Annotated in this window: 13 protein-coding genes; 8 read left to right on the forward strand and 5 right to left on the reverse strand. The window is 70.9% G+C overall.

Annotation, left to right across the window (positions count from 1 at the left end; translation table 11 throughout):
- The first annotated feature begins 47 nt into the window (after window positions 1–47).
- Window positions 48–833 carry a PHP domain-containing protein gene (locus ACZ5KW_RS11385; RefSeq protein WP_343776465.1) on the forward strand — a complete coding sequence of 262 codons (786 nt, stop codon included), beginning with the start codon at window positions 48–50 and terminating at the stop codon, window positions 831–833.
- 110 nt (window positions 834–943) lie between these two features.
- Here the strand turns inward: ACZ5KW_RS11385 and ACZ5KW_RS11390 are convergent, their stop codons facing one another.
- Window positions 944–2176, reverse strand: coding sequence for a mandelate racemase/muconate lactonizing enzyme family protein (locus tag ACZ5KW_RS11390; RefSeq protein ID WP_343776466.1), 1233 nt, complete (start codon window positions 2174–2176; stop codon window positions 944–946).
- A 96-nt stretch (window positions 2177–2272) separates the two neighbouring features.
- Between ACZ5KW_RS11390 and ACZ5KW_RS11395 the strand changes: the two genes are divergently transcribed.
- Together ACZ5KW_RS11395 and ACZ5KW_RS11400 are read left to right on the forward strand one after the other, a co-directional pair.
- Window positions 2273–2752 carry a TRAM domain-containing protein gene (locus tag ACZ5KW_RS11395; protein ID WP_343776468.1) on the forward strand — a complete coding sequence of 160 codons (480 nt, stop codon included), beginning with the start codon at window positions 2273–2275 and terminating at the stop codon, window positions 2750–2752.
- 216 nt (window positions 2753–2968) lie between these two features.
- Window positions 2969–3928: a calcium/sodium antiporter gene (locus ACZ5KW_RS11400; RefSeq protein ID WP_343776470.1), complete on the forward strand. Its 960-nt coding sequence runs from the start codon at window positions 2969–2971 to the stop codon at window positions 3926–3928.
- Between the two features lie 50 nt (window positions 3929–3978).
- On the opposite strand, the gene ACZ5KW_RS11405 is transcribed toward ACZ5KW_RS11400, so the two are convergent.
- Together ACZ5KW_RS11405 and ACZ5KW_RS11410 are read right to left on the reverse strand one after the other, a co-directional pair.
- Window positions 3979–5079: a geranylgeranyl reductase family protein gene (locus ACZ5KW_RS11405; protein ID WP_343776472.1), complete on the reverse strand. Its 1101-nt coding sequence runs from the start codon at window positions 5077–5079 to the stop codon at window positions 3979–3981.
- Between the two features lie 93 nt (window positions 5080–5172).
- The gene (locus tag ACZ5KW_RS11410) at window positions 5173–7383 is read right to left on the reverse strand and encodes a thioredoxin domain-containing protein (protein ID WP_343776474.1); all 2211 of its coding nucleotides are present in this window, start codon (window positions 7381–7383) and stop codon (window positions 5173–5175) included.
- A 141-nt stretch (window positions 7384–7524) separates the two neighbouring features.
- Between ACZ5KW_RS11410 and purD the strand changes: the two genes are divergently transcribed.
- Window positions 7525–8808 carry a phosphoribosylamine--glycine ligase gene (gene purD / locus ACZ5KW_RS11415; protein WP_343776476.1) on the forward strand — a complete coding sequence of 428 codons (1284 nt, stop codon included), beginning with the start codon at window positions 7525–7527 and terminating at the stop codon, window positions 8806–8808.
- A 61-nt stretch (window positions 8809–8869) separates the two neighbouring features.
- Complete coding sequence (locus ACZ5KW_RS11420) at window positions 8870–9430, forward strand: acyltransferase (protein ID WP_343776478.1); 561 nt, start codon at window positions 8870–8872, stop codon at window positions 9428–9430.
- Window positions 9431–9455: 25 nt separating this feature from the next.
- Here the strand turns inward: ACZ5KW_RS11420 and ACZ5KW_RS11425 are convergent, their stop codons facing one another.
- Window positions 9456–9755, reverse strand: coding sequence for a DUF5798 family protein (locus ACZ5KW_RS11425; RefSeq protein ID WP_343776480.1), 300 nt, complete (start codon window positions 9753–9755; stop codon window positions 9456–9458).
- A 153-nt stretch (window positions 9756–9908) separates the two neighbouring features.
- Between ACZ5KW_RS11425 and surE the strand changes: the two genes are divergently transcribed.
- A complete protein-coding gene (surE, locus tag ACZ5KW_RS11430; RefSeq protein WP_343776482.1) occupies window positions 9909–10703 on the forward strand; it encodes a 5'/3'-nucleotidase SurE in 795 nt (264 codons plus the stop codon).
- A 27-nt stretch (window positions 10704–10730) separates the two neighbouring features.
- Here the strand turns inward: surE and ACZ5KW_RS11435 are convergent, their stop codons facing one another.
- Window positions 10731–11363, reverse strand: coding sequence for a nucleotide exchange factor GrpE (locus tag ACZ5KW_RS11435; RefSeq protein ID WP_343776484.1), 633 nt, complete (start codon window positions 11361–11363; stop codon window positions 10731–10733).
- Between the two features lie 167 nt (window positions 11364–11530).
- Between ACZ5KW_RS11435 and ACZ5KW_RS11440 the strand changes: the two genes are divergently transcribed.
- Together ACZ5KW_RS11440 and ACZ5KW_RS11445 are read left to right on the forward strand one after the other, a co-directional pair.
- Window positions 11531–12469 carry a DUF1028 domain-containing protein gene (locus ACZ5KW_RS11440; RefSeq protein ID WP_343776486.1) on the forward strand — a complete coding sequence of 313 codons (939 nt, stop codon included), beginning with the start codon at window positions 11531–11533 and terminating at the stop codon, window positions 12467–12469.
- A gap of 85 nt (window positions 12470–12554) precedes the next feature.
- Window positions 12555–13151, forward strand: coding sequence for a class I SAM-dependent methyltransferase (locus ACZ5KW_RS11445; RefSeq protein WP_343776488.1), 597 nt, complete (start codon window positions 12555–12557; stop codon window positions 13149–13151).
- Window positions 13152–13210 lie beyond the last annotated feature (59 nt).

A 13210-nucleotide genomic window follows, 5' to 3' on the forward strand; every position in this document is an offset into this window, starting at 1 on the left:
CCGACCGCGACCCGAACCTTCGAGTCGCCCCGGCGCGAATGCCCTCCGTGTACGACTTCCACGCCCACACGAACTACTCGGACGGGGCGTTCCTCCGTTGGATGGTCGACGCGGCCGCGGACGCCGGACTCGACGGGATCGGGTTCGCCGACCACTGTACCGTCTCGCCGGATCCGGGCGCGCGGCGACACCGGCGCGCGTTCGGGTTCAACCTCGATCTGACCTACGAGCGCCGGCGTCGGGCGATCGACGCGGTCCGCGAGGACGCCGCGATCGACGTGTTCGACGCCGTCGAGATGGATTACGACCCGGACCACGAGGCGGCCATCGGCGACTTCCTCGACGAGGCCGGGTTCGACTACGCGGTCGGCAGCGTCCACGACCTCGACGGGACGAACGTCCACGCAGAGGCGCATTTCGCCGGGAAGCCCGAGTCGGAGCGGCGCGCGCTCGTCGACCGCTACTTCGAGAAGCTGACCGCGCTGATCGACTCGGAGCTGTTCGCGGTCGCCGCGCATCCCGACTTGATCGAGCGCAACGCCCACCTCCGCGGGTTCGCGACCGAGGACCACTACGCCGCGGTCGCCGACGCCTTCCGAGACTCCCGGACCGTTCCGGAGATAAACGCCGGATGCCGACTCAGCGACTACGGCCAGTTCCACCCCGCGCCGGCGTTCCTCGACCGGCTCGTCGAGGCCGACGTTCGCGTCACCGTCGGGACCGACAGCCACGAGCCGGACGAGATCGCGCCTCGGGCCGGCGAGGTCGAAGGAGAACTCGACAGACGGGGGCTCGACGCGGTCGTTCTCGACGAAATCGTCGAGAACGCGTGAGGCGTCCGAGCCGACTGGAAAAGGAAGCCTTCGCGCTTGACTTCGGCTTACGCCTCGTCAAACGCCGAGAGACTCGCTCCGCTCGTCTCTCGAATCCGACTTCGCTTCGCTCAGTCGAACAACGTCTCGCCCTCGACCATGTGCTCTTCGACGGTGTCCATGTCGAGCGTGAGGCCGAGGCCGGGCTTCTCCGGCACCTCGATGTAGCCGTCCTCGATGACGTCCTCCTCGACGAGGTCCTCCCACCAGCCCAGCTCGTAGGAGTGGTACTCGATCGCGAGCGAGTTCGGGATGGCGGCGCCGACGTGCGTCGCGGCCATCGTCGCGATCGGCGAGGCGACGTTGTGCATCGCGACCGGGACGTAGTACTGGTTCGCCACGTCCGCGATCTTGCGGGTCTCGCGCATGCCGCCGACCTTCGGCAGGTCGGGCGCGACGATGTCGACCGCCTGGTTCTCGATGAGGCGGCGGAGCTCGGTGACGCGGTAGCGGTTCTCCCCGACCGCGATGGGCGTGACCGTGTTCTTCGTCACCTCCTCTTGCACTTCGAGGTTCTCCGGCGGCACGGGGTCTTCGAGCCACCAGACGTCGTACTCCTCGATGGCGTCCGCGAGGCGCTTCGCAGAGCCGCCCGAGAACGTCCAGTGGCAGTCGAAGGAGACGTCGGCCTTGTCCTTCACGCGCTCGGTGACCGTCTCGACGATCTCCGCCTTGTGGCGGATCTCGCCGGGACGGAGGTGGCGGTTCGCGCGGTCCTTCTCGAAGCCGCTCGGAACGTCGAGGTCGAACTTCAGGGCGTCGTAGCCGAGCTCGTCGACGACGCGCTCGGCCTCGTCCGCGCAGGCCTCGGGGTCGGCCTCCTCCTCGGTGTGACAGTCGCAGTAGACGCGCATCTCGTCGCGGTACTTCCCGCCGAGCAGCTGGTAGGCGGGCACGTCGAGGATCTTGCCCGCGAGGTCGTGGAGCGCGACCTCGATGCCGGAGATGGCCGTGACGGTGACGCCCTCGATCGACCCCTCGCCGGACATCTTCTGGATCAGGTGCTCGTAGAGGCGGTCGATGTCGAGCGGGTTCTCGCCGACGACGAACGGCTTCATGCGCTCGATCAGCTCCGGGACGCCCGCGCCCCAGTACGCCTCGCCGGTGCCGACGACGCCCGCGTCGGTGTAGACGCGGACGAGCGTCCACGGGAAGTTCCCGTCGACCATCGTCGTCTGAACGTCCGTGATCTCGACGTCGCGGCCGCCCCCGCGCGTCCCCGTGGTCCCCATCGTCTCGGCGGAGAGCTCTCGCATCGTGTACTCCGCGTTCGGGTCGTGGAGCGACTCGTAGTCTCGGCTCATGAGCGCTGATTAATTCGGAACAGGGTAAACGTTTACCTTCGTCCGCAGCACGGCCTGAACAGGTGGCTTTTCATCCCCGTGCGCTAGAAAAGGGATATGGTCGAAATCACTGATTCTCTCGCGTGTCTGTACACCGGTCAGGTGGAGTCCCGCGGCGACGACTACGTCGTCACCGTTCCCGCCTCGGAGATCGAACACGGCAGCGTCAGCGTCGGCGAAACGTATCGGATCGCCGTACTGGACCGCGCCGGAGCGAGCTCCGAGGCGGCGACGGAGGCGAGCGACGGCGGCACTCGGTCCGCTTCCGCCGGCGACGACGCCGCGAGCCCGTCCGACGGAGAACAGCGTCCCACCTCCCGCGGGGCCGCCGGCGCCGTTCAGCCCGACCCGCCGGTGTCCGAGGGGGAAGTCCGAGACGTGACGATAGAGACGCTCGGCGACAAAGGCGACGGCATCGCGAAGATCGAACGCGGCTACGTCGTCATCGTCCCCGACGCCGAACCCGGCGAGGAGCCGACCGTCGAGATCACGAGCGTCCGCGAGAACGTTTCCTTCGCGAACATCGTCGACGAGTAGCGTCCGAGCGGCGCGGCACTCCCGTTCGTCGCCGCTCCGCGCGTTCGCTGCCGTGCCGGAATCGGGATCTGTCGAAATTCCCGGACTCCCGGCGACGCAGCGCGCGAATTCGGTAGCGGCTTCGAGCCGTTCTTCGGCCGGGTACGCCGCGCGGTCGCGGGCCCGTCTCGTGGTCGGTGTGTGGTTTTAACACGCCGTCGCGTCAGCTTGCGTTCGATGGCATCGACGACGGCCGTCGCAGTCGACCTCGCGTTGATCTCGGGGAGCGTCGCCGCCCTCTGGCTCGGCGCCGAACGCCTCGTCGGTAGCGCGACGCGGATCGCTCAGCGACTCGGGGTTTCGGACCTGGTGATCGGTCTCTCCGTCGTCGCTATCGGGACGTCGGCCCCCGAGTTCGCGGTGACCGTCGACGCCGCGTTGACGGGCCGGGCCGACATCGCCGTCGGGAACGTGGTCGGGTCGAACCTGTTCAACCTGGGGTTCATCCTCGGCGGCGTCGCGATGACGAGCGTCACCGTCGCGGCCGCTCCCGAGGTGATCCGCCGCGACGGAACCGTTCTCGTCGGCGGGAGCCTCCTCGTTCTCGGCTTCCTCCGTGACCTCGAGCTCGCCCGCTGGGAGGGGGCCGTGCTCGTCGGCCTGCTCGTCGCGTACCTCGTCTACCTCTTCGTCTCGGAGCAGTCCCTGAAACAGGAGACGAGGGACCGCCGCGAGTTTCGGCGCAGGGACGTCGCGCTCCTGCTCGTCGGTCTCGGACTCGTCGTCGGAGGCGGCCGACTGCTAGTGGGGTCGGCGGCGGACCTCGCCCGCGCGGCCGGCCTCTCCGAGTGGGTCATCGGCGTCACCGTCGTCGCCGCCGGGACGTCGACCCCGGAGCTGGCGACGTCGGTCGTGGCCGCCCGTAGGGGGTCGGCCGGCGTCACCGTGGGGAACCTCATCGGGAGCGACCTGTTCAACCTGCTCGGCGTCCTCGGTCTGGCGGCGATCATCCGGCCGCCGACCGTCGCGTCGACGGCCATACAGGGGTTACTCTGGGTGACCGCGCTCGTTCTGGTCGCGCTCGCGATGCTGTGGAGCGAGGGCGAACTCACCCGTCCCGAGGGAGCGCTACTCGTCGGCATCGCCGCCGTGCGGTGGGCGCTCGACCTCGCGGGACTGGGCCCGTCGGTGCCGTGACTACCGACCGTGAGGCGGCGCGGCTAGTGTCAGAGGGGCCCGGACGCGCGTCACTTCGGCGGGTCGCTCCGCGAGAACAACGCCCGGAGGTTCGACGGCGAGAAGAACGAGGACGGCTCGTCCATGTGGACCCCGATCTCGCCCGACAGCGCCCGTAGTCCGACGCGCTGGACCGGCTCCGGGAGCGAGTAACACCGCCGGATCGCCTTTCCGAGCCGAATCTCTGTCGCCAGTTCGTCGCGCCAGCCGGACTCGTAGTCGGCGAGCGTCCCCGGGTCGCGGGGGTCGATCACCGACGCCGCCACGTCGGCCGCGCGCATCCCGTAGAGGATGCCGCCGCCGGTGAACGGCTTCGTCTGCGCCGCGGCGTCGCCGATCAAAAAGCCCCGGTCGCTCGTCGTCTCCGCCGGCGGCCCCACGGGGATCGCTCCCGAACAGCGGCGGTCCGTCGTCGCGCCGTACGCGTCGGTGAGGTTGTCGAAACGCGTCGATACGTCTTCGCTCGGCGGCGCCGCCAGCCCGTACTCGACGCCCGCGTCGCCGCGGGGGATCCGCCACGCGAAGAAGGTCGGCGCGGTGAGGTGAACGTCGACGAGGTCGCCGTCGTCGGGCGTCTCGTCGAACCCGAGGACGCCGTGGAGCAGTTCGCCCGGCTCCGGTAGGTCGAGCGCCCGCCGGACGCGCGACGTGGGACCGTCGCAGCCGGCGACCATCCGGGCTTCGACCCGTTCCACGTCGCCCGCGGGCGTCCGGACCTCGACGACGACCCGGTCGGAGCGCTCCTCGACGCCGACGACCGCGTGGTTCTCCCGGAGGTCGGCGCCGGCCTCCCGAGCGCAGTCCGCGAGGGTGCGGTCGAGTCCGACGCGGTCGATCACGTTCGAGACGGGGTCGTGCTTGTAGAAGGGGTACGACCGCGAGCCGGGACCGCCGACGTGGAAGCGCGCTCCGTACACCCGGTTCTGGTGGAGTTCGTCGCGGGCGCCGTCCGGGACGTACTCCCACACGTCGTCGGAGACGTGTCCGGAGCAGGCGAGCGGCTCGCCGACCGATCCCTTCTCGAAGGCGATCACGTCGTGGCCGCTCTCGGCCGCGCGCCGAGCGAACCGGGAGCCAGGCGGTCCGGCGCCGACGACGACGAAATCGTACATGGAGTGAGCGTGGTGACGGGGATATTTAATTACGACGTGACTTATCGACTCGATCCGGCGGGTTGCGGACGGGTGCGGTCCGGAACGTCGTCGCTACTCCGACCGGTCACGCGTCCCCAACCACTCCAGCGCCGAGTCGAGGTCCGTCCGGGGCGGCGAACAGGTGAAGTCCTGACAGACGTACGCCGTCGGCTCGCCGTCGGTCGCCTCGCGGCCCGCCCAGATCGGCGGCGCCTCCGCCATCCCGAGCCGGTCGAGCCACTCGTCGAGTCCGGCCTCGGTGGCGGGCCGCGGCGCGATCACGGCCCCCGGGAGGTAGCGTTCGCCGAGGGTCTCGCGCCACGCGGTCGGCACCTCGTCGGCGGCGATCGTCACCTCGATCCCGCCCGTCTCGACCAGATCGGCCGCCCGCACGAGGGAGGCGTGTTCGAGCGGGCTCCCGCGGACCCGGTCCGCGTGGGTCGTCACGACGCGCTCCGCGATCTCGCGGAACTCCCCGTCGGTCCGGAACCCGTCGAGGGCCGCGAGCGTCTCGGCCGCGACGCCGAGGCTCGACGGCGTCGAGCGGTCGGTGAACTCCTGCGGCCGCGCGATGAGCGGGCCGGAATCGCCGGTTTCCGCGTTCTCCCCGTCCGGGTCCCGGGTGAAGTATATCGTCCCGTCGTCGTCGTAGAACTCCTCGACGAGCGCCTCGGCCAGTTCGAGCGCGAACCCGAGCGGTTCCGGGTCGCCGGTGGCGGCGTAGGTGTCGAGCGCGCCCCGCGCGAGGAACGCGTAGTCGTCGAGGTACCCCGGTCCCCGCACGTCGTCGTCGAGCCAGCGCCGGGCGAGCGCGCCGGTCTCCGCGTCGGCGTCGTACAGTCGGTCGCGGCAGAAGTCGAGCGCCTCCCGGGCGATGTCCGCGTGGGGTTCGTCGAGGGCCCCGCCGGCGCTCGCGAACGCGGAGATCGCCCGCCCGTTCCACGAGGCCAACACCTTCTCGTCGCGGGCGGGTCGCGGGCGCGACTCCCGGGCGTCGAACAGCGCGGTGCGCGCCTCGGTCAGCGCCTCTCGGACTTCCTCGGGCGAGAGATCGCGGTCGGCGGCGAGCTCCGCAACCGACGCGGCGACCGTCGGGACCGTCGTGCCCCGCTCGAAGTTGCCGCCCGACCGGATCCCGTAGCGTTCCTTCGCGAGCGACGCCGCGGGCTCGTCGAGGACCGCGTCGACCTCGTCGGGAGTCCAGACGTAGAACGCGCCCTCGACGGCTTCCGGCTCGTCGCCCTCGTCCGAACCGCCTCCGCTCCGGCCCGCCGGCGGTCGGCTGCGCGCGTCGAGCGTGCTGAAGAACCCGCCGTCGTCGTGGCGGAGCTCGCGGTCGAGGAACGCCAGCGACTCGCCCGCGACGCGGGCGTACGAGGGGTCGCCGGTGAGCCGGTAGCCGTCGAGGTAGGCCATCGGGAGTTCGGCGTTGTCGTACAGCATCTTCTCGAAGTGCGGGACGGTCCACTGCCGGTCGACCGCGTAGCGGTGGAATCCGCCGCCGATCTGGTCGTACATCCCGCCGCGGGCCATCCCGTCGAGGGTGCCCGTCGCGGCCGACAGGACGGCGTCGCGGCCGCTCCGCGCGTACGCTCGCATCAGCAGGTCGAGCCGCCCCGGCATCGGGAACTTCGCGCCGCCGCTCCCGAAGCCGCCGTACTCCTCGTCGTAGCCTCGCAACGCGCTCGCGGCGGCCGATTCGAGTAGGTCCGAACCGGGCGGATCAGCGTCGCCGTCGACGTCGGGCGCCGGGACGGACTCCAACTCGTCGCGCGCGCTCTCGGCCCACTGATCGGCGCGTCGCCTCATCTCCTCGCGCTGCTCGGGGTCGCTCCAGGAGTCGGCGATCCGCTCACAGAGGTCGGTGAATCCGGGCTGGTTCCGGCGCGCGTCGGGCGGGAAGTAGGTCCCGACGTAGAACGGCTTGCCCTCGGGCGTACACCACGCCGAGAGCGGCCACCCGCCGCCGCCGGTGACGAGCTGGCAGACCGTCATGAACGTGCTGTCGACGTCGGGTCGCTCCTCGCGGTCCACCTTTATCGAGACGAACTCCTCGTTGAGCAGCGCGGCGACCGACTCGTCCTCGAAGCTCTCCTCGGCCATGACGTGACACCAGTGACACGAGGAGTACCCGATGGAGACGAACACCGGCACGTCGTGCTCGCGGGCGCGCTCGAACGCCTCGTCGCCCCACGGCTGCCAGTTCACGGGGTTGTCCGCGTGCTGTCGGAGGTAGGGACTCGCCTCCCCGTCGAGGCGGTTCCGCTCGGTCGGCTGTGACATACGCCCGATTCGGCCCGGCGGGGCAAAAGCCGACCGCACCGCGCCGAGGAGCGGTGTCGCGGCCGCTTCTGTCCACGGACGTGTACATCTCGCGGCGAATAGAGAGTAACACTTACACTACCGTGCGGACACCCGTCGGGCATGACGGAGACCGTTCTCTTGGTGGGGGGTGGCGGCCGCGAACACGCGATCGCCCGCGCGGTGGCCGACGACTGCGCGCTGTACGCCTGTGCGAGCGTCCGCAACCCGGGGATCCGCCGGCTCGCGGACGGGTTCGAGACGATAGACGAGACCGACGCCGCGGCGGTCGCCGAGTACGCGACCGCGGTCGACGCCGACGTCGCGGTCATCGGCCCGGAGTCGGCGCTGGAGTCGGGCGTCGCGGACGCGCTCGACGACGCCGGCGTCTACGCGTTCGGTCCGCGGGCCGAGGAGGCCCGACTGGAGACCGACAAGGCGTACCAGCGCCGGTTCATGGAGGAGGCGTCGATCCCCGGCTGCCCGGACTTCGAGGTGTTCGAGGACACCGAGGCGGCCTGCGAGTACATCGACGCGTACGACGGCGACCTCGCGGTCAAGCCCGCCGGACTCACCGGCGGCAAGGGCGTGAAGGTGATCGGCGACCAGGTGACGAGCGAGGAGGCCAAGGCGTACCTGCGCGACTCCGACTACGACCGGGTCGTCTTGGAGGAGCGTCTCGTCGGCGAGGAGTTCACGATCCAGGCGTTCGTCGCGAACGGCGACCTCCGCACGACGCCCGCGGTCCAAGACCACAAGCGCGCCTACGAGGGCGACGAGGGGCCCAACACCGGCGGGATGGGCTCGTACTCCGACACCGGGCTCTCGCTGCCGTTCATGGGCGAGGGCGACTACGACGCCGCCGTCGACGTGCTGGAGGCCGTCGTCGACGCGCTCCCCGACTACAAGGGCGTCCTCTACGGCCAGTTCATGCTCACCGAGACCGGCCCGCGAGTGGTCGAGTTCAACGCCCGCTTCGGCGACCCCGAGGCGATGAACACGCTGCCCGTCCTCGACACGCCGTTCGTCGACGTGCTGGCCGCCGCGCGCGACGGCGACCCTCTGCCCGAACTGACGTTCTCGGGCGAGGCGACCGTCTGTAAGTACGCGGTGCCGGACGGCTACCCGACCGACCCCGACGCGGGCGCCGAGATCGCCGTCGACGAGGAGAGCGCGGGCGACGCGCTCCTCTACTACGCGAGCGTCGACGAGCGCGACGGCCGGCTCTACACCACCACGTCGCGGGCGTTCGCGGTCGTCGGGCGCGGCGGTTCCATCGCGGCCGCCGAGGCGCAGGCCGAGGACGCGCTGGCGGCGGCCGGGGACCGGGTCCGAATCCGCCACGACATCGGGACCGCCGACCTCGTTCAGCGCCGGATCGACCACATGGACGAACTCCGCGACTGAGGGCCCGTCCGACGCCCGACCACCAGCGACCCTTTTATCCCCGCCGTCCGAACGGGGCGACGTGACAACCGACGACGCGGACGCGACGCGCGACGACGCGGACCCGCCTCGCAGCGACGAACTCGACCGGGTCCCGACGCCGGGACCCCGCAACTCCCTCTGGTCGTGGCCGGACGCGAAGTCGCCGCTCGCGGTCGTCCGCAACTACGTCGTCATCGTCCTCGCGCGGATCTGTCCGAGCCTCCGGCTGAAGAACTGGCTCCTGCGCCGGATCGGCGTCACGGTCGGGACGGGCGTCGCGTGGGGGTTAGAGTCGACGCCGGACGTGTTCTGGCCCGAACGGATCACCGTGGCCGACGACGCGATCATCGGCTACGACGCCACGCTGTTGTGCCACGAGTTCCTCACCGAGGAGTACCGGCTCGGCGACGTGGTCGTCGAGGAGGACGCGATGATCGGCGCGGGGGCGGTCGTGCTCCCCGGCGTTACTATCGGCGAGGGCGCGCGCGTCGCCGCGAACTCCCTCGTCGCGGACGACGTGCCGGCGGAGGCGACCGTCGCGGGCGTCCCCGCCGAAGTGGTGTCGCGGGCGGACGCGGACGGCGACGCGAGCGACGAGTAAGCGCCGACGCCTCCGGACTCGAACCCTACGCGCCGTCGGCGACTGAGTCGGCGTCGTCGCCGTCCGCCGCCGTCTCCTCCGCGTCCGTGATGTGCGCCTCGGTGCTCACGCGGTCGAGGTCGACCCCGACCTCCTCCGCGACGGCGTCGAGGACGGCCCGCTGTTCGGCCATCTCGTTTTCGAGCGTCTTGACGCGCTCGGAGGTGTCTATCACCGTCTCCTGCGTCTCGTCGACCTCGTCGCGGAGCTCGCTGATCTTCTTGTACGTCCGCTCGGCGCGGTCGGCGAGCGTCTGGATCTTCTTTGCGGTGTCCCCGAATCCCATATCGGGCGGTCGGCCCGGCGGTACGTGTGCTTTTCCGTTCGGTACGCGATTGCCCACCGCGTCGGCCCCGTCACGCGTCCGTGGCAGTCACGCGTCGGCCCCGTCGCGCGCCGCCGACGGTGGACTTTTGCCCGAACCGCCCGTGACAATGGTATGAGCGTCGACCGGATCCTGTTGACCAACGACGACGGCATCGACGCCGCCGGGCTTCGCGCCCTCTACGACGCCCTCTCTGGCGAGTACGACGTGACCGTCGTCGCGCCGGCCGACGACCAGTCGTCCGTCGGTCGGCTCCTCTCCGCCGACGTCGCCGTCGACGACCACGAGCTTGGCTACGTGGTCGACGGCACGCCCGTCGACTGCGTCGTCGCCGGACTCGACGAGCTCGTCCCCGACGCCGACTACGTGGTCGCCGGCTGTAACGAGGGAGCCAACCTCGGCGCCTACACGCTCGGCCGGTCGGGGACCGTCTCGGCCGCCGTCGAGGCGTCGTTCTTCGACGTGCCCGCGGTCGCGACCTCGATGTACGTCCCCGGCGGCGACGACTGGTGGAAACGCTCGTTCGAGGGCCCCGACTTCGCCCACGCGGCCCGCGCGACTCGCTTCCTCCTCGACGAGGCGGCCGACGCCGGCGTGTTCGACCGCGCGGACTACCTCAACATCAACGCGCCCATCGCGGACGACGACCGCGCGCCGCTCCGCGTCACGACCCCCTCGACGTGGTACGGGATGCGCGCGGAACGGAACGGCGACGGTCGCGTCGGGTTCAGCGACCCGATCTGGGGCCGCATGAACGAGGGCGACGTACCCGACCCCGTGGGGACCGACCGCCGGGCCGTCGTCGACGGCGAGGTGTCGGTCTCGCCGCTGTCAGTGCCGCACACGGCCGAGCCGGACGCGGGGCTCGACGAACTGGCGGAAGCCTACGAGGCGACGGTTCGGTCGTGAAACGCGGTCCGCGGTACCCGTCGCGCCTTACGCCTCGTCGCCGGTGCTCACGGTCACCTTCGCCTCGCTGAGCACGCGGTCGCCCATCTCGTAGCCGGGCTCGTACACCTCGTGGATCGAACCCTCAGGACGGTCGCTGTCGACGCGGAGCATCACCTGATGCCTGGCGGGGTCGACCGACTCGCCGGGCTCGGGTTCGATCGCTTCGACGCCCTCCTCGGCGAGCACCTCGTCGAACTTCTCCAGCGTCGACTCGACGCCCGGCCGGAGGTCGCTCCCCTCGTCTTGGTCGAGCGCGCGGAGGAGGTCGTTGCGTACCGGGGTGAGCCGCTCGACGAGCCCCTCCGAGGCGCGCTCGCGGATGTCCTCCTGTTTCCGTTTCGCGCGCTCCTTGTAGTTGCTGAAGTCGGCGCGGACCCGGGCGAGCTTGCTCGTTAGCTCTTCGACCTCCTCGTCGCGCTCGCGGAGCTCCTCGCGGGCCTCGGCCAGGTCGGCCTCCAGCGCCGCGACCTCGCGAGCCAGCGCCTCGTCGTGTTCGGCGACAGCCGCGGCCAATGCGGGCGACTCGTCGCCCTCGGCGGTCGCCTCCGCCGTGCCGTTCGCCTTCGCCGCGTCGGCGTCGTCGGGGGACTCGACATCGACGGCGTCGTCGTCGCTCATACCCGAAGGAAGTGGGTCGGCCGGCATAAGCGTTCAGAAGCGCGACGCTGAGCGCCCCGCGATGGTCTCGTGGCGGTTCACCTCGGACCGAGACGAAGCCGGCGACCCGACCGGTCGAGCGCGGCGACGCCCGGATTTATGATCGCGGCGACCGACAGTACGTTCGCATGAGTCCGCGTCCCTCGACCTTCTCGATCGCCGCCCGCGACCCGGAGACGGGCGCGGTCGGCGTCGCCGTCCAGTCGAAGTTCGTCAGCGTCGGCGCCGTCGTGCCCTTCGTGAGCGCCGACGCCGGCGCGGTCGCCACGCAGAGCTTCGCGAACGTCGCCTACGGTCCCGACGGCCTCGACCTGCTCAGGGAGGGCCACGACCCGGCCGAAGCGATAGACCGACTCACGGCCGACGACGACGAGTCCCCCTCGCGACAGGTCGGGATCGTCGGCGTCGACCCGGACGACGACCCGGCGGCGTTCACGGGCGAGGAGTGCCACGACCACGCCGGCGACCGGCAGGGCGACCACTACGCCGTTCAGGGGAACATCCTGGAGAACGCCGAGACGCTCGACGCGATGGCCGCGGCGTTCGAGGAGACCGACGCCGGCCTGCCGGAGCGGCTGATCGCCGCGCTCCACGCGGGCAACGAGGCCGGCGGCGACAAGCGGGGCGAGCAGTCCGCGGCGCTGTACGTCGCCAAGCCCGAGGGCGGCTACGACGGGAGAAACGACCGCTGGGTCGACGTGCGCGTCGACGACCACGAGCGCCCCATCGACGAGTTGGAGCGAGTCTTCAAAATATACGACGTGACGCTGCTCGAACGCGAGGCGCCGGAGAACACCCGAGAGTTGACCGGCGAGACGGCCGTCGCGGTCCAGTCGGCGCTCGCCGACCTCGGCTTCTACGACGGTGAGGCGACCGCGGAGTTCGGGGGCGACGCCCGCGACGCGCTGGAGTCGTTCCGCGGGATGAACAACTTCGAGAACCACTCGCTCGCGGCGTTGGAGGACGCCGTCGCGCGCGGGTGGAACGCCGCCGAGTCGGAGGGCGATCCCGAGTCCCGGCTCGTCGACGCGATCTGGCGCGGGCTCTCGCGGCTCGACCGCGTCTGAGGGCCGGGCGGGGCCCGGCTCGGAGGCCCGGGTCAGCGTCGCCGCACTCGCAACGCCTAAGCGTCGGCTGGCGGCTATGAATCGCATGGGGCGATTCCGGAACACGGGACAGCCGGACTGGGACTGGTGGGGCCGCGTGTGGCCGACGCCGGGCGAGACGCTTCGCGAACTCGGCATCGAGTCCGGGGACACCGTCGCCGAGATCGGCAGCGGGAACGGATACTTCGCGCTCCCCGCCGCGCGCGTCGCCGACCCCGGGACCGTCTACGCCGTCGACGTCGACGCGGCTCTTTTGACCGAACTCGAACGCCTCGCGGACGCACAGGGGATCGCAAACGTCGCGGCCGTCGAGGGCGACGCGCGCGACCTCGCCGCCCTCCTCCCGGAGCCGGTCGACGTCGGCCTCCTGTTGAACGCCTTTCACGGGATTCCGGACCCGGAGTCGTTCGTATCCGGTATCTGTGAGGCGCTCGCTTCCGGCGGTCGCTTCGTCGTCGTCAACTGGCGCGACGGACCGCGCGCGGAAACGCGGATCACGGGGGAACCGCGCGGGCCGCCCACCGACCTCCGGCTGTCGCCCGCGGCGACCCGCGAGGCCGTCGAGGGCACGCCCGGCGACCTGACGCTCGTTCGCGAGGTCGACCTCCCGCCGTTCCACTACGGGCTCGTCTTCGAACGGTAGTCGGGCTCGACGCGGTCCTCGGAGGGTCTCTCCCGCGTGCGAAGCGTCGCGGCGGGCCG

It is taken from the genome of Halorubrum ejinorense, from assembly GCF_055389685.1.

Coding starts and splice junctions, on each gene's coding strand:
- ACZ5KW_RS11390 (WP_343776466.1), bottom strand. CDS start 2,176: ATGAGCCGAGACTACGAGTCGCTCCACGACCCGAACGCGGAGTACACG.
- ACZ5KW_RS11395 (WP_343776468.1), top strand. CDS start 2,273: ATGGTCGAAATCACTGATTCTCTCGCGTGTCTGTACACCGGTCAGGTG.
- ACZ5KW_RS11400 (WP_343776470.1), top strand. CDS start 2,969: ATGGCATCGACGACGGCCGTCGCAGTCGACCTCGCGTTGATCTCGGGG.
- ACZ5KW_RS11405 (WP_343776472.1), bottom strand. CDS start 5,079: ATGTACGATTTCGTCGTCGTCGGCGCCGGACCGCCTGGCTCCCGGTTC.
- ACZ5KW_RS11410 (WP_343776474.1), bottom strand. CDS start 7,383: ATGTCACAGCCGACCGAGCGGAACCGCCTCGACGGGGAGGCGAGTCCC.
- purD (WP_343776476.1), top strand. CDS start 7,525: ATGACGGAGACCGTTCTCTTGGTGGGGGGTGGCGGCCGCGAACACGCG.
- ACZ5KW_RS11425 (WP_343776480.1), bottom strand. CDS start 9,755: ATGGGATTCGGGGACACCGCAAAGAAGATCCAGACGCTCGCCGACCGC.
- surE (WP_343776482.1), top strand. CDS start 9,909: ATGAGCGTCGACCGGATCCTGTTGACCAACGACGACGGCATCGACGCC.
- ACZ5KW_RS11435 (WP_343776484.1), bottom strand. CDS start 11,363: ATGAGCGACGACGACGCCGTCGATGTCGAGTCCCCCGACGACGCCGAC.
- ACZ5KW_RS11440 (WP_343776486.1), top strand. CDS start 11,531: ATGAGTCCGCGTCCCTCGACCTTCTCGATCGCCGCCCGCGACCCGGAG.
- ACZ5KW_RS11445 (WP_343776488.1), top strand. CDS start 12,555: ATGGGGCGATTCCGGAACACGGGACAGCCGGACTGGGACTGGTGGGGC.